The sequence below is a fragment of the Robinsoniella peoriensis genome (assembly GCF_000797495.1).
Classification (GTDB): domain Bacteria; phylum Bacillota; class Clostridia; order Lachnospirales; family Lachnospiraceae; genus Robinsoniella; species Robinsoniella peoriensis.
Genome location: NZ_JTGN01000005.1, coordinates 403122 through 427385, shown reverse-complemented (window position 1 = coordinate 427385; position 24264 = coordinate 403122). Strand labels below are relative to the sequence as shown.

Sequence of the window (24264 nt, the reverse complement as noted above, 5' to 3'; positions counted from 1 at the left end):
CTATGGGATTTATATCAATTCAGTTTTTGATTTTATTTAGTGTAACCATCATTTTGTTAATGATTACGCATGAAAAGAGACAGCATAACAAAATTCTGCTGGCCAGCAGTTACATATTTTATTCCTATCTGGATGTGAGATTTTTAATTTTACTTATCCTGCAGACCTATGTGACTTATATTGCAGGGAAAAATATAGCCAGGGAAAATAAGAATCCTGCAAAAAGGAAAACAACTCTATTTATATATATTGCTTTTATGTTAATTATTTTGGGATTTTTTAAATATTATCATTTTTTTACAGAATCTTTCCTGTCTTTATTTCAGATAAAAAGCAATGTACAGCTATGGAAAATAGCAATGCCACTTGGGATTTCCTTTTACACATTTCAGGCAATCAGCTATGTGGCGGATATCTATAAAGAGGAATTAAAGCCGGCAGATTTCATATCCGTGGCACTGTTAACAGGTTTTTTCCCCAAGATCTCAACGGGACCGATTGTGAAGAACAAACAGTTTCTTCAGCAGATCAATGAAAAAAGGCAGATTACAAAAGCAAATGCAGAGGCAGGGATACAGATTGTACTTTTCGGAATATTTAAAAAGTTTGTGATAGCGGACCGGTTGTCTGTATGTGTGGATGCAGTCTTTCAGGCTCCGGCGGCCTACAGTGCGCTTTCTATTATATTTGCGGTAATCTCTTATTCCATTCAGATATATTGTGATTTTTCCGGTTATTCCGATATGGCTATCGGAATTGCTAAGATATTGGGATTTGAGATCCCGCCCAATTTTAATATTCCATACATATCGAAAAATTTATCAGAGTTTTGGAAGCGCTGGCATATCAGCCTGTCTTCCTGGCTTATGCAGTATCTGTATATTCCGCTGGGCGGAAACAGGAAAGGAAGAGGGCGGACTTATTTAAATCTGGTGATAACCATGACTTTGGGTGGGCTTTGGCATGGAGCTAACTGGACCTATATTGTATGGGGGCTGCTCAATGGATTTGCTTTGGTTCTTCATAAAAACTATTTAACCTTTAGGAAGAAGCATCCTGTCAGAGTTGAAAATAAGGCGATGCAGGGGGTGGGTGCTTTCGTATCCTGGCTGCTTACCTATGCTTTTGTCTGCGTCTGCTGGATATTTTTCCGGGCAGACTCAGTGGAACAGGCAGTCCTCATATTGGGCAGGATTTTCTGCTGGAAACCGGGGATAGATTATATTTACATATATACGGTTATATTTGCCCTGATAATGATTATTGCAACACTGATTGCTAAATTCAAAAATCAGGGAAATGGATTTTACAAACTGCTTCCTATGGACAAGTTTTCATCAAAAGTACTCATATGTATTTTAATTTGGATCCTATTAAGCTTATTTTATCCCGGAAATACAGCATTTATTTATTCCCAGTATTAAATTAGTAAGGCCATTGGGTTATCTGCCTGTCATAGAAAGTAAAACATTTATATCTGTGGCAGTTTTAGATAAATAGAAAGCGTTAAAAAACGCTTCAGGAGAGGAGGAGTGAAATATATTGTGCACATCGACAGAAAAAACTTAAGAAAAGAATTAAAAATACTTTTATTGAAAAGGAGGATTTGGCTATGAAACAAAAAATGGCAGTCATTTTAGTTGTCTGCATGCTTCTGATGACTGGAATGCAGGTAAATGCCAGCGGCATAATTCACAGTGTCTCAACAGGTATCGGGGGCATTGTAAGCGCCGGCTCCGACAGAGGAACCGTAAGCTTGTCAGATAAGTTTGATGATCCGGAAATACAAAGTGAGGTGGATAAGATTAACGAAAATCTGAATAAGAATCTGGCGGAAGCACTGGGAAAGGATGAACTGGAACTTTATAACAGTAAGACAAAGGTTATTTCCCTGGAGAAGCTGTCTGATTACAAATTCCTGACGAAAATAAGCAATTTAACAATTCAGGCGGATCCTATGCCATCCAGTGAAAACCCGGTCAGCATTGACCTGGTATGCAATAGTATTACATCAAATATTCAGGTTTATGTGCTGCATAAATGTGAGGAGCATGGATGGGAGTTATTAGATACCACAACGAATGGGAATATTGCAAGTGCGGTCTTTCATTCGGCATCACCGGTGGCATTGGTATATCAGGAAAAAGAACAGGGAAAAAGCGAAGAGACTGGTGTTTCCCCGAAAACAGGTGAAAATGGAAGTGAGCTCATTGCAGTTATAGCAGCTATTATATTTATGGGACTGGGAACGTATGCCGTCTTCCGCAGTAAAAAAAGCAGCCAGTATTGATCATTCCGGCAGCAGGAATTTCCATCAAAGCTTTGGAGCTTATATTTACAGGGTAGTCTGTCAGAATAGCAGCATCGTGGATAGGGGGGAATACATTGAGGTTTAAAAATAGGATAACAAGAATGATAATACTCGTTTTATGCTTTGCTGTATGTCTCACTGCTAATCCAATTTGGAAGCAGCAAGTGGAAGCTTCTGCAGGGCTTACAGGAGATGTGTCAATTCCGCCTGAAGTAACTGCAGAGCCTGAAACAGAAACACAATCCGAATCCGGAAAGCAGGAAAATTCAGAGACGCAGGCACAAACTGAGTCAAAGGCACAATCAGAGACACCGGCAGAGAATGAAACGCAGGCAGAGACAGGAAAACAGACAGAATCTCAGCCAGAAACGCAATCTCACACAGGAACAGAATCCCAGGCACAATCAGAATCGGAAAGTGAACCACCCGGCAGCGATCCGGGAATGCCGAAACTGGATATCAGCAATTTTAATCCGGAATCTATTCAGGCAGCCGGAATAAAGGATCAGAATTTTGCCCAGGCAATTTATGATTCTATTATGGCAGATCCTGCAAACTTTCTGAATGGAAATACATTGGAGAAAAATAGTTTTTCAACGGTTGCAGATTTATTAAAGTCTTATACCGGAACTATTTATGCAAGCAATAAAGAAATTGGAGATATACAAGGTATCTCTATACTGAAATCATGTGCGAAATGGGATATTTCCTATAATCATATTGTGGACATCAGACCCCTGTCCATATCAAAGGCGGTTATTGAATCAGATGTAACACCGGAAGAACAGACCTACTATGGAATTTTTGGACGGTCCATGGAGGTAAATGTATATGGTAATCCCATCCGCAAGTATCCTCTTTGGGTGGGAGGAAGATTTAATCTACAGCCTCTTTTGACAGAAAACGTTGTGAAGCTGGATGATGAAGTTCTGAAGTATGTCGTGGATGGAACGGAAAACTTTGCCGGAACATATACAGTGCCTCTCTCATTTTATGCAGGAGATGACCATGTCAATATCCGGGAAGACAGCATTAAGATCCGGGAATTGGACGGGATATCCACAGGAGCGCAGGTTTCCCAGCAGGGTGGTAAAATTGAAAGCCTTCAGTTATCGAATATTTTGGGAAGCGGAAAACTGTTTATCACCCTGGGAGCAGCAAATGATTCCAGAATGAACTGGTTTGTTATAACCGATTCCGGATTTGATGACGTGCAGTCCAATGCATCAACTCTTTCCTGGAGAATACCCTTTGAAATTAAAATGTATACAAAAGTTGAGAAAGGTACCGTCAACACTACTCACAAGATCTCCCTTATCAAAACGGGACAGGATGACGGTAAACCGAAAGCGGGTGCAAAATACGTCCTGTATCGGAAACAGGGAGATAATCCGTCTCCGGAATCGGATATTGTGACAGGAAGTTATATTACCGATGCAAACGGGAGAATTGATGTAGAGGGACTGGAGGTAGGAGACTATTATTTTTTAGAAGACAGTCCGCCGGGCGGATATGACAAAAATCCGATGCCTGTCGCTTTTTCTGTACGTGACGGTAAACTGAAAATCAATGGAAGAAGCGGCAGCATAATTGATACGGGAGAGCTGCAGGGAGTTCAGGAATTAGAAGACGGGTCATTTGTCCTGGGCGGCGATGATACGGATACTATTGATTTGGAAATTATACCTCCGGAAGGGGGAGATCTGGAATCAATAACCCTGAAATGGACTGCGGGAAATCACAATGGGAAAGCCGGTATGATTACCTATATTGTCGGCAGCGGTGAATCAACGGATCCGGCAGTTGCATATGTACCGGACAGAGCGGCAGCTAAGGCAGCGGCAGAGGCAAAACTTGCAGAAGCGCGGGATTTATATCAGAATGTATCCGTTGCAGCAGCCTTTACCCAGCACCTGACGGCAGAGCAGCAGGACCCCTTGCATCCCGTCGATGTATCCTTAGAAGTATTAAAAGAATTAAAATACCCTACAGGAAAAGAAATTACGGCTATTCCGGAAGGAATGTTTGAGTTTTCGTTGAAAAACGATCCGGCATATCCGGCAACACCCGCATTGGCGTCACCGCTAATTACAGTAAATGAAGCCGATGGAACAGCAAAATTAGGGACCATCAGTCTGGGAAGTGAGATTACACAGGATACCCTGAAAGAAGGAGCATACTATGTGTATCATTACCTGATTACCGAAAAAGATAACGGAGATCCCAATTATATATATGACACGAATGTTTATGCAGCAGCAGTTGCTATTGGGAAAGCCGAAGGTACAGACAGCCTGGAAGTGAAAAGCATTACTTATACATCCGCCGATGGGACAAGCAATACAGATCATGCTTTATTTGTCAATACTCTGATAGCAGTTCCTTTTCAATTCTACAAAGTGGATGGAAATGATCATAGTAAACCTTTAAGCAATGTGAAATTTAAACTTTACAGCTGTTCTGCAAAACATCAACAGGATACACAACACGATGAATTGGTAACGAATGAACCGGGAAACTGCTGGACCGAGAGAGATACAGTGGTAAGTGACCAGAATGGACTGGTAGACTTTGCAGATGTTCCAAGCGGTGATTATCAGCTGGCAGAGGTTCAGACCAATCCGGGATATAGTCTGCCATTGGGACAGTGGCGTATTCATGTGGATGTGACCAACAAAGAGAATCCCATAACCATAAAAGCAGCAGGAGATCCATTGCCCCCTGCATTTATAAAGGAAATCCAGGGCGATAAAGTAATATATAAATTGCCTAATTTTAAAAACACAGAACTGCCGCTTGCAGGAGGCAGCGGAACACTGCTCTTCTCTGTGACCGGAGTTGGCATAATAATGCTGGCTGTATTTCTGTTGGTTTTTACTGGCAGTAAATCAAATAACAAGAAAAGGAGAACCAGAATAAAATGAAAAAAATGATAAAGAAGATGAGTGCAGTTTTTATGGCAGCAGTTTTAACAACAGGTATGTTTGCTGTTTCTGCAGCAGCAGCCGGTAATGATACTGATCTGCCGGAGGCCACAGGCAGCCTTACCATCCATAAATATTTAATGGATGACTTAACAGATGCAGATACACCTGGAAACGGAAATGAGACCACAGATATACCGGCATCCGCAGTACCTTTAAATGGAATTGAATTTGAAATAGTAAAATTAAAGATTACACTGGATGCGGATGGAAATGCGGTATCCTCAACTGATGGAAAAATCCCCACAAATGCATCGGAAGTTACAGAGGATATGTTAGATAAAGATACAGCACAGACGGTTATCACATCCGGAACAGATGAAGATGGTAAAGATCTGGGTATTGCAGCAATTGACAATCTGCCAAGAGGTTTTTATTATGTAACCGAGCTTCCAAGTGAAAAGGTAGCAGAACCTGTCGCACCTTTTATTGTAAGCGTGCCTATGACGAATCCGGAAGGTAACGGGTGGATTACCGATGTTCATGTTTATCCCAAAAATGAAAGTGCAGACATTGATAAATATGTGACTAAAGTTCCCAACAAACATGAAACTTCGGATACCCACGGTGGGAAAGTAACCTGGATTATTCAGCCTTCCGTACCGACTAATGTAGCAGCAGCGAAAAAATATGATATTACCGATGCACTGGATGGTGTATTAAAATACGTGGCAGATTCGGTTAAGGTATATGGGGTAAAAGACAGAAGTACGGAGACAGGCAGTGAGGGTGAAGTTTTGATTCCAGCCGGGAATTATGATGCCTCAGAAACAACCCAGAGCAATATAAAAGTCAGCTTTACTCAGACGGGACGCCAATATCTTGCAGACAGCGGATATAAATTTATAAGAGTTGTATTTGATACAACTCTGACGGAAGACGCTCCGATGCAGACCGAGATTAAGAATGGTGCCAGGCTGGATTATAAAAATCAGTTTGACCAGGATAAGAGCTATGAAGTTCTGCCTGAAAATAAGCCGGAAGTCCATACCGGAAAAATTGGTATTATGAAAGTAGACGCAAATGATCAGGAAACGAAACTTCCGGATGCCAAATTCGCCATTGCAGCCAGTTTAAGCGATGCAAAAGATAAAAAATACATCAGGGATGTAAACGGAAATGACATTATCGTAACCACAAAAGCAGACGGAACGGCTGAATTTTTAGGGTTTGCTTATGGAGTAACCGGTGATAAAGTTACGGAAGATAACAAACCTACTACCTATTATTTAGTAGAAACACAGGCACCGAATGGTTATAACCTTTTAAATGAGCCAATCAAGGTAACGGTAAATCCTGCAGGGATTGAGAATACCGGCTGTATTGCCCAGGTAACCGTGAAGAACAGCAGTGCATTTATACTGCCGGTAACCGGTGGAATGGGTACCACAATCTTTACGGCAGCAGGTATCGGATTCATTGTATTGGCTGTCATACTGCTGATACATTCCTTTAAAAAGCGTAAAGTAAATCATTAATATCTGATCAACAAGGTTTGAGGGGGAAGGACAGCTTCCCCCTTTCATTGTAAAAAGATACCGTAATTCAGCCTGCAAAGTAGTCAGCGCAGCCCGCTGCGTCTCCTGTGTCCGGAACAAATACCCATTCAAATAGGAGCCTATTATGAAGAGAATAATTTCAATCGTGGTTTTATTATTGCTGGGCATGGGATTCTTCCTGTATCCTCATGTCAGTAATTTACTCATGGAGAGAAACCAGTCATATGCCATTCAGAATTTTGAGGACCAGGTGAAAAATAAAGCCAGGGATGAGATGGAGGAAGAATGGAAAAAAGCAGAAGAATATAATGAAAGTCTGAGCGGAAATGTGCTGAGGGATCCGTTCATGGAAGGAAGCGGTATGGTGCTGCAGGATAATTACAAAGAAGTATTGAATATAAATGGAATTATGGGATATATTGATATTCCGGATATTGATGTGAATCTGGCTGTCTACCATGGAACAGGTGAATCTACATTAAAAAAAGGTGTGGGACATCTGGAGGGGACTTCTTTGCCCGTAGGAGGGGCAGGTACCCATGCGGTATTTACCGGACATACAGGGCTTACAACGGCAAAACTGTTTACCGATTTAACGGAACTGGGAGAGGGAGATATGTTCTATCTGCATATTCTGGACCGGGTACTCGCCTATCAGGTTGACCAGATTAAGGTCGTGGAACCGGAAAATACAGATGATTTAAAGCCCGTGGCGGGAAAAGATTATGTGACTCTGGTTACATGTACTCCATACGGTGTTAACAGCCACAGGCTTCTGGTTCGGGGCAAAAGAACAGACTATCATGCATGGCAGGAAAAGCAGGCAGCTGAAAAGACAGAGAGAAAGCTCACCCGGGAGGAACAGACATTATGGATTACAGGTCTGACAACAGCTGTGATTATACTGCTTATCATTATTACTGCCGTCATTAGAAATAGAAAGAAAGGAAATGAGAGATGATCTTAAAAAAGAAAATCATTTTAATTATGGCAGTAATTTCTTTGGCTGCAGGTATGGGATTATTGCTCTATCCTTACATTTCTCAGCAGGTATATGACCGGGAAGTAAGAAAAGTTCTGGAAGCGTTTGATCAGAAAACCGATAAGATGAAAAGGGAAATGAAAGCGGAAGTGTCAGATACCTCAGTTCCCAAACCATTTTTCGATGAACTTTACGAAAAAATATTAGCTTACAACCGGAACTTGTTTTTATCAGGACAAAAAGATCTGGTTGATCCGTTTTCCTATGAGCAGATCGGCTTTAGCCTGAAGGAATGGGGATTTGATGAAGATATGATCGGAAGCTTAAAAATCCCAAAAATGGACATCGAACTGCCTGTTTACCTGGGAGCTACCAATGAAAATATGGCAAAAGGAGCGGCACATCTGACCCAGACATCCCTGCCTGTGGGCGGTATAAATTCAAATGCAGTGATAGCAGCCCACCGTGGGTACAGCAGAGCGGCAATGTTCCGGGATATTGAAAAACTGGAACCGGGAGATGAGGTAATCATTAAAAATTTCAGAGAAACATTAACTTATCGGGTGGCGGAAATCAAAATACTGAAACCTACAGATATTCAGGAAATTTTAATTCAGGAAGGTAGAGATCTGATAACGCTGCTTACCTGCCATCCCTATGGATTTAACCTGCAGCGGTATGCAGTGCTTTGTGAAAGAGTTCCGTCGAAGGCAGAAAAGCACTGAAATGGAAGTCCCTCATCCCCCTTACCTATTCATTTTCTGCATGATTCTTTCGATACTGCCTAGCCGTTATCCCATAAAACAATTTAAAAGCATAAGAAAAATGTTCCACAGAGGAATAATTCAATCGGATGGCAACCTCTGAAATACTCAGTGTTTCGTCCGATAACAGGATTTTAGCCATAGACATCTTGGCCTCGCTCTTTTTCTGGGAAAATGTTTTGCCGTAATAATCTTTTAAAAACCGCTCGGTCTGCCTGGTGCTGAGGCCCAGACGAACCGAGAGTTTTTCAAGTGTAATGGTTTCGTAGTCATATAAAAAGCATTCCTCTACAATGAGATATTTGCTGTCTACCAGGTTCGAAGGAGAAAAATGTGCCCTGGATTCCTTTTTGTTTTCGTAGTTCCGAACCACCTTTACAATGCACTGCTGCAGCAGGGTTTCAACCTGTGTGATATAACCGGTGTACTTATTTTCCAATTCGTAAAAAATCTGCTGCATCAGGTGGTAGATATCCTGTGAGTCTTTTCCGAACCAGAACTTCGTTTTTTGAAACTGTACCGTAATGGAGTCAGTATTAGCCATAGTTCCGGCAGAGGAAGAAGGCGCTTTACTTATTTTGAAGTAAATACAGTATTCGGTCATCGGATCATCTTTAATGGGAATCTGCTCGTGTTCCACATGGGGGCCTGTCATATAAAGCGTATTAGGCTCCACATCATAGATTGTGTTGTCAATATTTACTTTACCATGACCGTAAGGAATATAGTGAAGTTCATAACTGTTGCTTCCATGGCTGTGCTTTGGCATGGAACGCAAAAAACGTTCAAATACAATATTCAGCACATGGAATGTAGTGTCTTCAATTGAAAATTTTATATTTAAATCCGTATAAACAGTGCGCATAATTCGTATCCAACCAGCTTCTTTTTTCTTCATCGTACCAGTTCGATATTCGAAAGTCAAGAAATATTCGATAATGCGACATATATTGGTTTGTTCTGTCAATTTAATCTCTTGTATTAATATTAAAAAAATCTATAATATAAGAAAAGGCGTTGGGAATACCAGACAATAGCGGCATAGTCAGCCGCCAGGAGGTCATATATGGGACAATTATTATTAGGAATCGATATCGGTACGAGTGCCTGCAAGATAGCAGTGTTTGAAAAAAACGGCTCGGTAATTGCATCCGGTACCGGTGAATATCCGGTCTATTATCCACAGCCCGGCTGGGCAGAGCAAAATCCGGACGAATGGTGGAAAGCTGTATGCGGCACGATTAGATCATTATTAAAAATGAATCATATAGATGCTGCAGATATTGCAGGCGTTGGAATCGACGGTCAAAGCTGGTCGGCAATTCCAATTGATAAAGAGGGTAATGTGCTTGCAAATACTCCGATCTGGATGGATACAAGGGCGCAGGATATCTGTGACAGAATCAACAGCGAAATCGGAGAAGAGAATATATTCGCACTCACAGGGAATTCACTGCAGCCATCTTATACCACAGCAAAAATTCTATGGTATAAAGAGCACCTTCCGGAAATGTATAAAAAGATTGACAAGATTCTTCAGTCAAATGCATTTATTGCATACCGGTTAACGGATGTATTAAGCCATGACCTGTCACAGGGGTATGGGGTGCATTGCTTCGACATGAGAAATGGCTGCTGGAACGATGATATGTGTGAAAAAATGGGCATTCCCAGAAGTTTTCTGCCGGAACTGGTACCCTGCCATCAGGTAGTTGGGACCGTAACCCCAGGTGCAGCACAAGAAACCGGGCTGGCTGTGGGGACTCCGGTAGTTGCAGGGGGACTCGACGCTGCGTGCGGAACACTTGGTGCCGGAGTTATCCACGTTGGAGAAACCCAGGAACAGGGTGGTCAGGCAGGTGGAATGAGCATCTGTATGGAAGAGTATGCAGCAGATCCCCGGTTAATAATGGGTGCCCATGTAGTTCCCGGACAGTGGCTTTTACAGGGAGGAACCGTTGGCGGCGGCGGTGTCATGCGATGGTTTGAAAAGGAATTCGCTGATTATGAACGGGAAATTGCAGAGAGAGTCGGTAAACCATCACTGGTGCAGCTAAATGAGATTGCGGAATCGGTATCACCCGGAAGCGACGGTGTAGTATTCCTGCCTTATATGGCTGGTGAACGATCCCCGATATGGGATCCAAATGCAAAAGGTGTTTATTATGGCCTGGACTTTAATAAAACAAAAGGGCATATGGTCAGGGCGGCTATGGAAGGCGTTGCTTTTTCTTTAAAGCATAACCTGGATATTGCAGAAGACACCGGGGCAAAGGTGGAAGAACTAAGAGCAATGGGAGGCTCGGCAAATTCACTGCTGTGGACCCAGATAAAGTCGGACATTACAGGAAAGCCGATTGTAGTTCCGTCCTCTGATACGGCAACCACACTGGGAGCAGTGATTCTCGCCGGTGTGGGAGTCGGCGTATACAAAGATTTTGAAGAAGCGGTACAGTTGACGGTCAAAGTTACCAGACGGCATGAGCCGGATATGGAAAAGCACCGGCTTTACCGGAAAAACTATGAAACATACCTGGAATTATATGAGAGCCTGAAAGGTCTGATGAAAAAAATATAATGAACCGGGAGATCAGGGAAATACAAATCTTTATAAACTGAGATATGTATGATACAGATTTATTAACTTATCAATAAAAAAATAATTATAAATAGGAGGAAACAAACATGAGTAATTTTATTAATCCGGCTATCGTGCCAAAAAGAAAACTTTATACAGGTGAAGAAATTCCCTGCATCGGAATGGGTACCTTTGGTTCCGACCGTTTTACTGCTGAGCAGGTTTCAGCAGCAGTTGCGGGAGCAATCCGCTGCGGATACCGTATGTTTGACTGTGCAGCTTGCTATGGAAATGAAGATCAAATTGGAAAAGTATTTAAAGATGCAATGGATGAGGGTGTGGTAGAACGTAAAGATCTTTACATAATGACAAAAGTATGGAATGACATGCATGAGAGAGTGGAGGAGTCCTGCAGAAAGAGTATTGCAGATTTACAGTGTGAATATGTGGATTTATTCTTTATCCACTGGCCATTTCCGAATTACCATGCACCACACTGTGACGTAGATTCCCGTAATCCGGATTCCAAACCATTCAGTGTTGAAGAATTTGTGGCTACTTATCAGAGATGTGAAGAATTAGTAGAAAAGGGATTAATCAAAAGCATCGGTATCTCCAATATGACAATTCCGAAATTAGAGGCGGTACTGCCAAAACTAAGAATCAAACCGGTTGCATGTGAAATGGAATTGCATCCATGCTTCCAGCAACAGAAGTTATTTGACTACCTGACAGCTCATGATATTCAGCCAATTGGCTTTATGCCCATCGGTTCCCCAACAAGACCGGAAAGAGACATGTGTCCGGAAGATATCGCGGATATCCAGACTCCGGAAATGGTTTCCATTGCCAAAGCTCACAATTGTCATCCTGCGGTTATCGCACTGAAATGGGCCGTACAAAGAGGACAGATTCCGATTCCATTCTCCATTCATGAAGCAGAATATGTAAGCAATTTAAAACTTACAACGGAAGATCCGTTAACCGAAGAAGAAATGGCGTCTATTGCGACTTTAGAGAGAAATAACAGATTGGTAAAAGGTCAGGTATTCTTATGGGAAGGTGCCAATGACTGGCATGACTTATGGGATGAAGACGGATTTATCGTAAAATAATATATGATATGGAAGGTATTAAAAAAAGTACCGGCAGGATTAATGATTATCCCTATGTTTATGGGGATAATCATTCACTCTTTTTTCCCGGATATCTTAGAAATCGGATCATTTACAACCGCTGTCTTCTCTGCGGAAGGAGCAATTACCATTATGGGCGTGCAGCTATTGTGCCTTGGGAGCCAGCTTCAGATGAAAAAATTGGGTCTGGTGGCAAGACGGAGTGCAGCGCTTCTGGTATCCAAATTTCTGCTTGGTTTCCTGAGTATTTTGCTGATCGGAAGGCTTGTGGGAAACGAAGGCATATTTGGAGTTTCATTATTGGCACTAGTTTGTGCCATTACAAATATTAACGGAAGCATTTACCTCTCTCTGGCTGCGGCCTATGGAGATGAAGCGGATGCAGCAGTAGTGGGCCCCCTTTCATTGACCAATGGCCCATTTCTTACCTTAATTGTTCTGGGCGTATCGGGGTCAGCCAGTTTTTCAGCGATCTCGCTGATCGCTACGGTAATCCCCCTGCTGATGGGAATATTAGTTGGAAATATCAGTAAAACGATAAGGGAATTTCTAAAGCCCGGAATACAGCTGCTGCTGCCATTTATAGGATTTACCCTGGGTGCGGGCATTGATTTGAAAAATGCAGCCAGTGCCGGAATAGAAGGCATACTATTAAGTGTCATCGTTCTGGGGATTGGCGGGGCATTTACCGTGCTATGCGATAAATTAATTGCAGGCCGTCCGGGATATGCGGGGCTTGCAGCCTGTGCCACCGGTGCCAATGCTATCGGAGTGCCGGCGGCGATTGCCCTTGTGGATCCTGCCTGGAAACCATATGCTGAAACAGCGGCAACCCAGATTGCGGCAGTTGTTGTTATCAGTGCAGTAGTAGTACCGATTCTAACCGGCATCTATGCAAATAAAAGAAAAGTTGGAGGACATTAAATTATGTTAAAAGGAATACCACAGATATTATCACCTCAATTATTAAAAGTTTTATGTGAAATGGGACACAGTGACAGAATCATCATTTCAGATGGCAATTTCCCGGCAGAATCCATGGGAAAAGATGCAATAGTTATCCGCTGTGACGGACATGGGGTACCTGAAATATTAGATGCCATTTTAAAGGTAATGCCATTGGATACCTATGTGGAACAGCCGGTTAATCTTATGGAAGTAATGGCTGGAGACAATGTAGAGACACCAATCTGGGATACATACAAAGAAATCGTTGCAAAGTATGATGAAAGAGGCGAGAACGCAGTTGGTAATATCGAACGGTTCGCATTCTATGAAGAGGCTAAGAAAGTCTATGCGATCATTACTACAAGTGAAAAAGCGCTTTATGCAAATGTAATGCTGCAAAAAGGTGTGGTTGTGGAGTAAATAATTATAAAAAAGGGCGCTGCCTGATGACGAAGTATGAAAGTCTTTGTCGTCATTGGTCAGCGCCTTTTTTATATCCACTGTCAAACAAATGATTAAATGCAGTGTCATTTAGATTTTTTCTTTAACTTTTCTTCATATATCTGCATATTTTCCTTTAACCGGAATGCAACAATCTCTTTTATAAGGTCAAGAGGCAATGGTTCAGCATATGGAAATTGAATTGCTCCCTTACTGCACTTGTATTTTGTCAATTTTTGCTTAAAGCATGCAACGCCATTCTCACCGGGATAAAATCCTAAATGATGTTTATTAGCGGCAAAGTGCACCAGATTACCGTGATAAGTAAAGGTTGGCATACCCCAGCTGATTTTTTCGGCTGCGTCAGGGGCACACTCCCTAATGTGGTTTCTTATGATATTTAATATCTCTTGAATCTCTGGCGTGTACTGGCTAATGTAGCTGTCAATGGTTGTAATTTCGGTAGTCATGGTCTGCATTCTCCTTACTTTTCCTTTTCATTTCCATTTGAGGTTTGGACGGTTTATTTATATTGAGTGGTTTTTGAAAGGTTTTTAGTTATTTTGATGGTTTCATCGTATTATAGTTATGGACTTATGTCAAGGGAAAGGGATACTCAAAAAAAGAACCGCTGAAATAGCCTGTAGCCTATTTGCCGTTCGTAAAATACTTTATTTTATGATATTGAATAAAAATCTTGTTAAAAACAACTTAAATTATGGCATGAGTCTACCATAATTGGATATAATTGTCAATACTATGTAGATTTTTCTCAATATTTATGAAAGAATTTGTGAAATAATAAAGTTCTTTGAAGCATTTGTCCAAAAAGTTCTGTATTGTAGAGTACGGGGTGGAATTTTTAAGCCGTCAGATAAGCCGTCAAATTTAGAAGGAGAGTGAACAGCATGGCAAGACGAGGAGAGAATATCTATAAACGGAAGGATGGCAGGTGGGAAGGCAGATATGTAATAGGAAGGAAGCCTAACGGCAGGACTGCTTTTTCTTATATATATGGAAAGACCTATACAGAGGTTAAGAAAAAACTGGAGATTTGCAAAGCGGACAGGACGCTGGCAAAAACGATTGACAGGTCTGAAGAAATTTACCGGGACGGATCAATAGGTGCATGGCTGGAGTTTTGGCTGGAAGCAGTAATTAAGCCAGAGGTAAAGTATTCTACTTACGCGGTGTACAGAGGCCAGGTAGAGCGTCATATACTTCCATCGGCTGGTAAAATTAAATTGAAGAATATGAATAACAAAACAATGGAGATTGTTTACAATGCTATTCTTGATAAAAATATTACAACAGCTACTGCACAAAATATCTGTAAACGTTTTATGGCAGCTCTGTGCAGCGCCCGGGATAGAAAACTGATATCGGGTCTTCCGCTTTTACCCTATAAAAAGAAAAAATATAAGCGGAAAAAACCGAGATTTATGACATTGAATGAACAGAAGCGGATAGAAGAGAAACTGGATGATAAAAAATCAAAGGATTTGGCAGTGTTATTGGCTCTTTACAGCGGCAGCAGGGTAGGGGAATGCTGTGGCTATACCTGGCAGGATTTTGATCCGCTGACCGGGGGAATTCATGTATCACACAGTATTCAAAGAGTCTCGCTGTATCATCAGCAGAAACAGAAGACGAAACTGCTCCTGACGGAAACAAAGTCAGACTCATCCAGACGATTTATTCCCCTCCCCCGTTTTCTGGTGAAGATACTGGTTCAGTTCAAAAAAGATAACCAAGCCCTGGGGAGTGATTATATCTTTGGGGCAGGCAGAAAAGCGATGGATCCCAGAGTATTACAATATCATCTGACCAGGGTAACTGAATCAATCGGGCTTCAGGGCATTCACTTTCATACACTGCGGCATACGTTTGCCACAAGGTTTATTGAAAAAAACGGGGATATCCAGGCATTGAAAGAGATTCTGGGACATAGTTCCGCAAAGATCACCCTGGAATGGTATGGACACTCTACAAAACAGCATATTCAAAAATCCATGTTAAAGCTGAATCGTCTTACAGCATAAAAATATAAGCCGTCATAAGCCGTCAGGATCGCTGCTGGGAACGGTGATAGGAAAAGGGGAAAAAGGTTATTTTCGTAAAATAAAGTATTTTGCGAAAGATAAGCCGGATATCATGATTTGTTAATATCATAAAGATATAATATAACAGAAGCAGTGGAGAAATATACAGGAAAATTTTCCCGGATTTTAAATTATTTTTAGCCGCCTCTTGTATACGAATCGCAGTCTGGTGAAGGAGGGAAAATTATGCAAAGATTAAAACAAAATAATGTGCAGGAAATTTTCAAAAGGCTTTATTTAAATTTGCCGAAAGATCTTTATATTCATCAAGGTCTTACTGCAAAGTACGCTTGTGCCCTGTTTGTAAAAATGTGTTCTGCCCAGACGTATGCGCAGGCTGCAAGAGAACTTTCTATAGAAGCCGTTCGTTTAGGTGCCCTCTATCACGATGCAGGTAAAATATTAATACCAGGAGAAATACTTTGTAAAAAGGCTCCCCTGACACAAAAAGAGCGTTCTATGATCCATAATCATGCCGAATACGGCGGAGACATTGCGGTCTGTATGTTAAAAAAAGACCAGGAGAAATATGAGAATACGGTGTGGGCTATGGCAGAATACCATCATGAACGCTGGGACGGAAAAGGGTATCCCGATGGCCTTCGGTGTGAGGAAATCCCGTTGGAAGCCCGGATATGCTGTATTGCAGACAGTTATGATGCAGTGGCTAACGATGTTAATAATCAAAATAGAACAAAAGAGTACGCCTGTACGGAGATAGAAAAAAATGCGGGAATCCAGTTCGATCCCCTTTTAGCAAGGATATTTTTGGAATGTATCAAAGAGGAATTTTAGAAAAAGAGTGAAATATAACCGTTTTTCTGTTTTCAATGCCAAATTTCATGGGAAGGAATGTTCATCTGAGTCAGATACTTATTTTACTTGACTTTGACACCGTGTCGCAGTTTAAAATATAAACTATAACATGAGATATAATAAGGAGGTATAAAATGGAGGAAATGACAATAAGCCAAGTATCCAGAAGTTTGGGGATTTCAACGAGAATGCTTCGCTATTACGAAAAGGTTGGATTAATCAGCAGTTCCCGGCGGGAAGGATATTCCTACCGTATCTATGATAATAATGCAGTTACCCGAATGAAACAGATCATACTATTGCGTAAGCTGCGAATACCTGTCCGCCAAATTTCTATTATATTGAATAATACAAATGCGGTAGCGGCAATCGAAATTTTCCGGAAGAACATGGAAGAATTAGACGAAGAAATTACAGCTCTTTCCACAATTAGAGATATACTAAATCATTTTGTTGAAGAACTCAGCAAGTCGACTGAGCTGCCACTGAAGAATTTGATATCCCAGGATGATACACTGCTGGCGACTATTGAGTCTCTCAGTCTTATTAGTATTAATTTTAAAGAAGAACAATCCGCAGACAAATTAAAGAAAGCAGATGAGCGCCTCTCCAAAATCAATGATGTACGCATTATCTATCTGCCTCCGGCTACTGTAGCTGCGGCTCGTTGTATTGGGGATGAACCTGAATTAAATGCAAACTTCTTAATTGAAAAGTTTGTAAAGGAAAGTGCTTTGTGTAAATTAAAACCGGATCTGAGACTGTATGGCTTTAATCACCCTAATCCGGTTGATGAAACAGGTTATCATGGTTATGAGACTTGGGTAACGATTCCTGATGAGATGGAAGTACCAGATCCACTTGAAAAAAAGAAATTCTGCGGAGGCTTATATGCGGCTCATATGATTACTTTTGGAAATTTTAATGAGTGGGATTCATTTCTTGATTGGATTATGAAAAACGAAAGATATGATTTTGCAGGTGACTTGCAAGATCAGGAGCATATGTGCGGCCTATTGGAGGAACACTTGAATTTCTACAATCATATTGAACAACCCGATAAAGATGATGAACATTTACAGTTAGATCTTTTAATGCCTATAAAAGAAAAGGTGACACCGGCAGCAAATATAGTGAAATAAACAGGGGGATAAAACAACATAATTGAAATTTCTAAAGGAAAGGTGTGCAAGCGGCTACGTTTAGTTACGCAGGATTCCGACAATCACTGCATACTTTATCGTGCAGAGAAATCACACCCCCGCATTTTGGGCAACAATAGATTTTGCTGTGTGTTTCCAGCAGGTATGGAATACCATTATCCTTAACAATTAAACTATTTGCTACAAGGCTTTCTCCGTATCGTTGATTGTAGCTTTTTTCAAGATTATTTATTAACTTACATGGGAAATCGGTACACTCATAACAGTAAGTCAGACTCTTTTTCTGGACACAATCTTTTATTTTACAACTACGACAATGTTTCGGCTTTCCTGTATTCATACCCATACATCCAGGGCATGGTTTTTTTGTGAAACAATGTTTATAACAGACCATGCAATTCATCCCGCAAGGCGCAAACATCTGCTCCTCAATTTTTAATGTCATTTTCATTAGACTTTCGCTCCTTTAGTGATATGGTATCGCAAGAAAGGTGCCATTAGATGTCACCTTTCATATAACATTTTCATTTTGCAAATAGTGCTATGTAATTTCCGGTAATTTCATTTACTATCTCCAAGATATGCTTTTTTACATGGTCCGGTTCCAGAACCACCACTTCTTTTCCGAACGATAGGATATAACCGTATACCCAGTCATTTAAGGGATATTCCGCAGTTACGATTAAATTTCCTTTTTCATCTTCTTTTATCTGTTCCAAATCAAATTCATCATAAACCCGGTAAGCGATTTCACTGGAAAATTGAAGTTTTAAGTTCACAAGTTCAAAGGGGGATCTCATTTCTATGCCGGCAGATTCGGAAGGCAGTTCCCTTTTGGCAAAGGATTGGGATGCGGCTTTTAAATTTTTAATCCGTGTCATTTTGTAAATTCGAAATTCCTCGTGTTTGAGGCTATATCCTTTTATATACCATGATTTTTCTTTAAACCATAGCTTGTACGGCTCTATCCGGTTGCAACTGCTTTGTCCGAAAGAATTAAAATAATCAAATTCAATGATTATCTGCTGTAAAATACAGCTTTTGATTATGGAAAAAGTATCGATTTCATCTGTATGACTTCCCCAATGCGAAAAATCGACAGAAATCCAATCATCGTTGGTCTTTTGAAATAGATTTGCCAGTCTGCCAAGAGATTCTTTGGCATTTGGATATTTCAATTCTTCCAATATCTTTAAGGATGCTAGAATTTCCTGCTGTTCCGAATCAGTGATCAGTGATTTATCTAAAACGAAATTGTCCAGCAGGCTGATTCCGCCGTATCTTCCCTTATTGGCATAAATAGGAATGCCGGCGAAAGAGAGCATCTCAATATCCCTGCAAATGGTACGTCTTGACACTTCAAAATACTCAGCCAACTCCGTAGCAGTAACTTTTTTTTTATTCAGCAGTATATAAATAATTTCAAACAACCGATTACTCTGCATAGCAATCCCTCCTGGTATACCCCATGTCATTATTCTAACATAAATGTAACAAGAGGAACATATTTATTTTGGGCATACATCGTAGCGCAGAACGGTTTTTAAATTAGCCTGAATGACGGTTTTAACAACGATATATATTTCTATATGCGTATCATCGGTTCTTCTGAGGTTATAATCCTGACAGAATTGATCCATCAGTTTAAAGCTGGCTGGTTCATCATCATAGGATCCGCTATGGAGTATTTGAACGGATAAACGTTCTTCCATGGTAATCACAGATAATTCATTCAGGAGAGGATTCGGTTTTTTCTTCTTAACATTTGCAATCCCTTCTGCAATTACTTCGTCCGGCACAAAATCAGGAATAGCGATCATCATTTCATAAATAAGTTCACTTTTTATTAATTTGTCAGACTGTTTTCCGTCTTCAGTCATGTCCCATACAGCTTCCAGAGGGTTAACGGAATAATTATCATATAAAACATCCTGGGCTGTGGATTTGCAATATTTTTTATATTGGGATTTTATGCTGTATGCAGCAGGGAATAGTACACTGATTTTTTCACTGAATTCGCAGCTGTTTGGGTCTCCTTTTCCTTTCAGGGATATAAATCTTTGTTTGGGTACGGAGACCAGCACAGCCTTTGCTTTCGGCAGATATATTTCTTTTTCTTCTTTTTTCCATTCGTAATTCATAATAAATACCTCCTTTTTGATATAATCATACCATGTATATTGTGACATCTGTGTGTCACAATTAAAATCAAAAAAGAATAAAAAATAAAAAAGAAGTTGCGCACGCAATAATATAGTGCTATAATGACTAAAAAAGAAAGCAGGGTGCTGTCATGGGTCAAGTATTTAAGTGGCTGTCTATTTTAGGAAGATTAAGTAATGTATACGCTGATCAACAATTTAAAGAGCTGAATATCAACAGCAGCCATCATGTCTTCATTATCCACATTTGTATAAATCCCGGCATTACCCAGGATAAGCTGAAGACGTTAATTTATGTCCATCCAAGTAATATTACCAGAGCTTTGGATTATTTAGAAAAAGAAGAGTATCTCACCAGAGAAACTTTTGTAAATGATAAGCGCACCAGCAGGTTATATCCCACTGAAAAAGCTTATAAGGCATTTGACACAATAAACAAAGTAATGTCAGATTGGGAAACTATGATTACAGAGGATATGTCAGAAGAGCAGGCAGCAGAATTTCTCACATTATTAAAGCAGGCAGGGAACAAGGGAACAGAATATTTTTTTGGAAGGTAATCATTTACCCAACTAGTTGCGGGCACAAATAAATAGAGAAGCTAAAAAGGCGAAACGAGTAGTGTTAATCACATAAATCCGGTTGATTAACCTGCCCGTTATTTTGTTGGTAAAGATGATGGAAAATAGAAAAGGAGATAGGAAAAGCAATGATAAAAGAACTTATGAAATGTATCAGAGAATTTAAAAAAGCCTCCATACAGGCACCGATATTGGTTTCTTTGGAAGTTGTTATGGAGTGTATTATTCCATTTTTGATTGCGCAACTGGTCAATCAGATAAAAGCGGGCTGTGATCTTATAGTTCTGTTTCAATACGGATTGCTGCTGGTAGTCATGGCAGGATTGTCCCTGACTTTTGGAGCACTGGCGGGAACTGCATGCGCAACGGCATCCTGCGGTTTTGCCCGTAATATCAGAAAGGATATGTATTATAAAATACAGAGTTATTCCTTTGAGAATATCGACAAATTTTCAACATCATCCCTGGTAACCCGGCTTACCACTGATGTTACCAATGTTCAGAATGCCTACATGATGATTGTGAGAACGGCTATCCGCTGTCCGTTAATGCTGTTATTTGCCTTTGCCATGGCTTTTATTATGGGTGGGAAAATGGCATTTGTTTTCCTGATTGTAATCCCGATTTTGGGGTTTGGACTCTTTTTGGTAATCCGAAAAGTAATGCCATTATTTAAGCAGGTATTTAAAAAATACGATGCTCTTAACAATTCTGTGCAGGAAAATATCAAAGGTATGCGTGTTGTAAAATCTTATGTGAGAGAAGACTACGAGAAAGAAAAATTTGGAACAGCTGCGGGAGATGTCTGCAATGACTTTACAAGAGCGGAGAGGATTTTAGCCATTAACAATCCGCTAATGCAGTTTTGTATTTATTCTGTAATGATATTTGTGATGTCATTTGGTTCTTATACAATTATTACTTCCAGAGGCCTGGACTTGGACGTAGGGCAGTTATCCTCTCTGTTAGCATACAGCTTTCAGATATTGAGCAGCCTGATGATGCTGTCTATGGTATTTGTTATGATCACCATGGCAAGTGAATCTTCGAAACGTATTGTTGAAGTATTAAGAGAAGACAGTTCGCTGGCGAATCCGGCAGATCCGGTCTTTACAGTGGCAGACGGCTCTGTTGATTTTGAACAGGTTAATTTTAAATATTCAATGAAAGCAGAAAAAATGGCGCTTGCCGACATTAATCTTCATATAAAATCAGGAGAAACGATAGGTATTATCGGAGGAACCGGTTCATCAAAATCTTCATTAATCCAGCTGATTTCAAGACTTTATGATACTACAGAAGGGGTAGTGAAAGTAGGTGGGATTGATGTTAAAGATTATGATATAGAAACCCTTAGGAACCAGGTATCAGTTGTACTGCAAAAAAATATCCTGTTTTCTGGTACCATTAAAGATAATCTGCGGTGGGGAAATAAAGAAGCCACAGACGAAGAAATGATAGAAGCATGTAAGCTGGCTCAGGCAGATGAATTTATTATGCAGTTCCCGGAGCAATATGATACTTACATAGAACAGGGCGGTTCCAATGTATCAGGCGGTCAGAAACAGAGGCTTTGTATTGCCAGAGCTCTTTTGAAGAAACCGAAAATTATTATTCTGGATGATTCTACAAGTGCGGTGGATACGAAAACGGATGCCCAGATCAGAAAAGCATTTCGGGAGTTTATTCCCGATACGACTAAGATTATCATTGCACAGAGAACTTCTTCTGTACAGGATGCTGACCGCATTGTGGTCATGGATGGAGGTACCATTAATGCAGTGGGAACCCATCAAGAGCTGTTAAGAGGAAATACGATTTACCAGGAAGTATACAATTCACAAAATAAGGCAGGTGGTTCTGATGAAGAGTAAAAAAGGAGTATTAGGGCGGGTAATTAAGACGCTGTTTAGTTTTTATCCTGTAATGATGCCTGTGGTACTGATCTGCATTATTTTCAATGCGGTTGTCAGTTCCATCCCGGCTATTTTTATGCAGAATGTAATTGCAACCATAGAACAGAGCTGGCAGAGCGGTGACTGGGATTCGGTTTCTGCCAAAATCATCGGACTGGTATTGCTGTTGGTAACCTTTTATGTACTGTCCCTGTGTGCATCTGTTATTTACAACCAGATGATGGCTGTAATCACGCAGGGTACACTAAAAAAGCTGCGCCAGAAAATGTTTAACGGTATGCAGGATCTTCCAGTCCGCTATTTTGATACCCACAACCACGGTGATATTATGAGCTACTATACCAACGATATTGATACTCTGCGTCAGATGATATCCCAGAGTTTCCCTCAGCTTTTAGTATCTGCCGTTACGGTGCTGACGATATTTTCTATTATGCTTTACTATAGCGTATGGCTGACAATTGTAGTCGTTATCGGTGTGGTATTTATGGTGCTTGTCACAAAGAAAATTGGAGGAAATTCAGCTAAATATTTTATCCGCCAACAGATTGCTCTGGGAAAAGCAGAGGGGTTTGTGGAGGAAATGATGAATGGGCAGAAGGTCGTAAAGGTATTTTGCCACGAAGAAGAGAGTAAATCAGATTTTGACCGTTACAATGATGCATTGTTTCACGATGCCCAGCAGGCAAATAAATTTGCCAACACGCTGATGCCGATCCTTAACAATATTGGAAATGTACTCTATGTAATAGTTGCTTTAGTTGGTGGTATTCTGCTTCTTAGTAACGTGCCAAATGTTAGCATATCGGGCATGGCAATCAGCATCAGCATTGTAGTTCCATTTTTAAATATGACCAGACAATTTTCCGGAAATGTCAGTCAGGTATCCAACCAGCTGAATGCGGTTATTATGGGTCTGGCTGGTGCTGACAGGGTATTTACCCTGATTGATGAAATCCCGGAAGTAGATGAAGGATATGTAACCTTGGTCAATACAAAAGAAGTTAACGGAGAGATGGTGGAATGTACAGAACGTACCGGCACCTGGGCATGGAAACATCCTCATGAAAATGGTACCACAACTTACACCAGATTAACCGGAGATGTACGGCTGTTCGATGTGGACTTTGGCTATGAAGAAAATAAAATCGTGCTTCAGAATATTACTCTTTATGCAGAGCCTGGGCAGAAAGTAGCTTTTGTAGGGGCAACCGGAGCAGGAAAAACGACCATTACCAACTTAATTAATCGTTTTTACGATATAGCGGACGGTAAAATTCGTTACGATGGTATTAATATTAATAAAATTAAAAAGGCTGACCTGCGTCGATCACTGGGCATTGTACTCCAGGATACAAATCTTTTTACAGGCACAGTTATGGAAAATATAAGATATGGAAAATTGGATGCTACAGAGAAAGAGTGCATCGAAGCAGCAAAGCTTTCCGGTGCCCATGACTTTATCACCAGGCTTCCGGATGGATATCATACGCAGCTGTCCGGAAACGGCGGGAACTTATCCCAGGGGCAGAGACAGCTTCTGGCAATTGCCCGTGCCGCGGTAGCCGATCCTCCGGTAATGATTCTGGATGAAGCGACAAGTTCCATCGATACGCGAACGGAATCCATTGTTCAAAGGGGAATGGATGCACTGATGAAAGGCAGAACAGTATTTGTAATTGCCCATCGGCTTTCTACCGTCAGAAATTCAGATGTTATTATGGTTCTGGATCATGGTAAGATTATTGAACGCGGAAGTCATGATAAACTGATTGAAGAGAAAGGCAAGTATTATCAGTTGTATACAGGTGCATTTGAGCTGGAATAGAAACATGTTTTAACTTTTAATTGTAAATGATTTTGATAGTGAAAGAAGAGGAC

Annotated in this window: 21 protein-coding genes; 16 read left to right on the top strand and 5 right to left on the bottom strand. The window is 40.7% G+C overall.

The genetic code is table 11. The annotated features are described in order from the left end of the window. Window positions 1-2 precede the first annotated feature (2 nt). The 6 genes from QR40_RS12700 (at window position 3) to QR40_RS12675 (ending at window position 8501) form a co-directional block, all read left to right on the top strand. A complete protein-coding gene (locus QR40_RS12700; RefSeq protein ID WP_052430831.1) occupies window positions 3-1424 on the top strand; it encodes an MBOAT family O-acyltransferase in 1422 nt (473 codons plus the stop codon). Between the two features lie 188 nt (window positions 1425-1612). Continuing rightward, window positions 1613-2290, top strand: coding sequence for an LPXTG cell wall anchor domain-containing protein (locus QR40_RS12695; protein ID WP_044295310.1), 678 nt, complete (start codon window positions 1613-1615; stop codon window positions 2288-2290). Between the two features lie 122 nt (window positions 2291-2412). Further along, window positions 2413-5235: a SpaA isopeptide-forming pilin-related protein gene (locus QR40_RS12690; protein WP_152614209.1), complete on the top strand. Its 2823-nt coding sequence runs from the start codon at window positions 2413-2415 to the stop codon at window positions 5233-5235. Then, the gene (locus tag QR40_RS12685) at window positions 5232-6773 is read left to right on the top strand and encodes a SpaH/EbpB family LPXTG-anchored major pilin (protein ID WP_044295307.1); all 1542 of its coding nucleotides are present in this window, start codon (window positions 5232-5234) and stop codon (window positions 6771-6773) included. Before QR40_RS12690 ends, QR40_RS12685 begins: the two co-directional genes overlap by 4 nt. 145 nt (window positions 6774-6918) lie before the next feature. Further along, the gene (locus tag QR40_RS12680; protein ID WP_044295306.1) at window positions 6919-7755 is read left to right on the top strand and encodes a class C sortase; all 837 of its coding nucleotides are present in this window, start codon (window positions 6919-6921) and stop codon (window positions 7753-7755) included. Then, window positions 7752-8501 carry a class C sortase gene (locus QR40_RS12675; RefSeq protein ID WP_044295304.1) on the top strand — a complete coding sequence of 250 codons (750 nt, stop codon included), beginning with the start codon at window positions 7752-7754 and terminating at the stop codon, window positions 8499-8501. The genes QR40_RS12680 and QR40_RS12675 overlap by 4 nt, the downstream gene beginning before the upstream one ends. 25 nt (window positions 8502-8526) lie before the next feature. Here the strand turns inward: QR40_RS12675 and QR40_RS12670 are convergent, their stop codons facing one another. After that, window positions 8527-9438 (bottom strand): AraC family transcriptional regulator, encoded by a 912-nt coding sequence (locus QR40_RS12670; protein WP_242858508.1) that lies wholly within the window; start codon window positions 9436-9438, stop codon window positions 8527-8529. Window positions 9439-9606: 168 nt separating this feature from the next. Here QR40_RS12670 and xylB point away from each other — a divergent pair, with 168 nt between their 5' ends. The 4 genes from xylB to QR40_RS12650 all read left to right on the top strand — a co-directional run bounded on the left by xylB (window position 9607) and on the right by QR40_RS12650 (window position 13622). Then, the gene (gene xylB / locus QR40_RS12665) at window positions 9607-11118 is read left to right on the top strand and encodes a xylulokinase (RefSeq protein WP_044295303.1); all 1512 of its coding nucleotides are present in this window, start codon (window positions 9607-9609) and stop codon (window positions 11116-11118) included. 107 nt (window positions 11119-11225) lie between these two features. Further along, window positions 11226-12233: an aldo/keto reductase family protein gene (locus QR40_RS12660; protein ID WP_027292661.1), complete on the top strand. Its 1008-nt coding sequence runs from the start codon at window positions 11226-11228 to the stop codon at window positions 12231-12233. Window positions 12234-12236: 3 nt separating this feature from the next. Continuing rightward, complete coding sequence (locus QR40_RS12655; protein ID WP_044295298.1) at window positions 12237-13178, top strand: 2-keto-3-deoxygluconate permease; 942 nt, start codon at window positions 12237-12239, stop codon at window positions 13176-13178. 3 nt (window positions 13179-13181) lie between these two features. After that, window positions 13182-13622 (top strand): RbsD/FucU family protein, encoded by a 441-nt coding sequence (locus QR40_RS12650; protein WP_027292662.1) that lies wholly within the window; start codon window positions 13182-13184, stop codon window positions 13620-13622. A gap of 107 nt (window positions 13623-13729) precedes the next feature. On the opposite strand, the gene QR40_RS12645 is transcribed toward QR40_RS12650, so the two are convergent. After that, window positions 13730-14113: an iron chaperone gene (locus QR40_RS12645; protein WP_330373732.1), complete on the bottom strand. Its 384-nt coding sequence runs from the start codon at window positions 14111-14113 to the stop codon at window positions 13730-13732. Between the two features lie 438 nt (window positions 14114-14551). Between QR40_RS12645 and QR40_RS12640 the strand changes: the two genes are divergently transcribed. The 3 genes from QR40_RS12640 (at window position 14552) to QR40_RS12630 (ending at window position 17703) form a co-directional block, all read left to right on the top strand. Next, window positions 14552-15685, top strand: a complete 1134-nt coding sequence (locus QR40_RS12640; RefSeq protein WP_044295294.1) for a tyrosine-type recombinase/integrase — start codon at window positions 14552-14554, stop codon at window positions 15683-15685. A gap of 246 nt (window positions 15686-15931) precedes the next feature. Beyond that, entirely contained in the window at window positions 15932-16540 is a 609-nt protein-coding gene (locus QR40_RS12635) for an HD-GYP domain-containing protein (RefSeq protein WP_052430830.1), read from the top strand. Window positions 16541-16695: 155 nt separating this feature from the next. Continuing rightward, a complete protein-coding gene (locus QR40_RS12630; RefSeq protein ID WP_044295292.1) occupies window positions 16696-17703 on the top strand; it encodes a MerR family transcriptional regulator in 1008 nt (335 codons plus the stop codon). Between the two features lie 64 nt (window positions 17704-17767). Here the strand turns inward: QR40_RS12630 and QR40_RS33175 are convergent, their stop codons facing one another. From QR40_RS33175 to QR40_RS12615, 3 genes are all read right to left on the bottom strand, one after another. Continuing rightward, entirely contained in the window at window positions 17768-18175 is a 408-nt protein-coding gene (locus tag QR40_RS33175) for a DUF3795 domain-containing protein (RefSeq protein ID WP_044295290.1), read from the bottom strand. A gap of 73 nt (window positions 18176-18248) precedes the next feature. Then, on the bottom strand, window positions 18249-19169 hold the full coding sequence (locus QR40_RS12620) for a helix-turn-helix transcriptional regulator (protein ID WP_044295288.1): 921 nt from the start codon (window positions 19167-19169) through the stop codon (window positions 18249-18251). 63 nt (window positions 19170-19232) lie between these two features. Further along, window positions 19233-19865, bottom strand: a complete 633-nt coding sequence (locus QR40_RS12615; RefSeq protein WP_052430829.1) for a GyrI-like domain-containing protein — start codon at window positions 19863-19865, stop codon at window positions 19233-19235. 152 nt (window positions 19866-20017) lie between these two features. On the opposite strand from QR40_RS12615, the gene QR40_RS12610 reads away from it, so the two are divergent. The 3 genes from QR40_RS12610 to QR40_RS12600 all read left to right on the top strand — a co-directional run bounded on the left by QR40_RS12610 (window position 20018) and on the right by QR40_RS12600 (window position 24211). Continuing rightward, window positions 20018-20446: a MarR family winged helix-turn-helix transcriptional regulator gene (locus QR40_RS12610; protein WP_044295287.1), complete on the top strand. Its 429-nt coding sequence runs from the start codon at window positions 20018-20020 to the stop codon at window positions 20444-20446. A 149-nt stretch (window positions 20447-20595) separates the two neighbouring features. Then, window positions 20596-22341, top strand: a complete 1746-nt coding sequence (locus QR40_RS12605) for an ABC transporter ATP-binding protein (protein ID WP_044295286.1) — start codon at window positions 20596-20598, stop codon at window positions 22339-22341. Continuing rightward, on the top strand, window positions 22331-24211 hold the full coding sequence (locus tag QR40_RS12600) for an ABC transporter ATP-binding protein (RefSeq protein ID WP_044288913.1): 1881 nt from the start codon (window positions 22331-22333) through the stop codon (window positions 24209-24211). Before QR40_RS12605 ends, QR40_RS12600 begins: the two co-directional genes overlap by 11 nt. Window positions 24212-24264 lie beyond the last annotated feature (53 nt).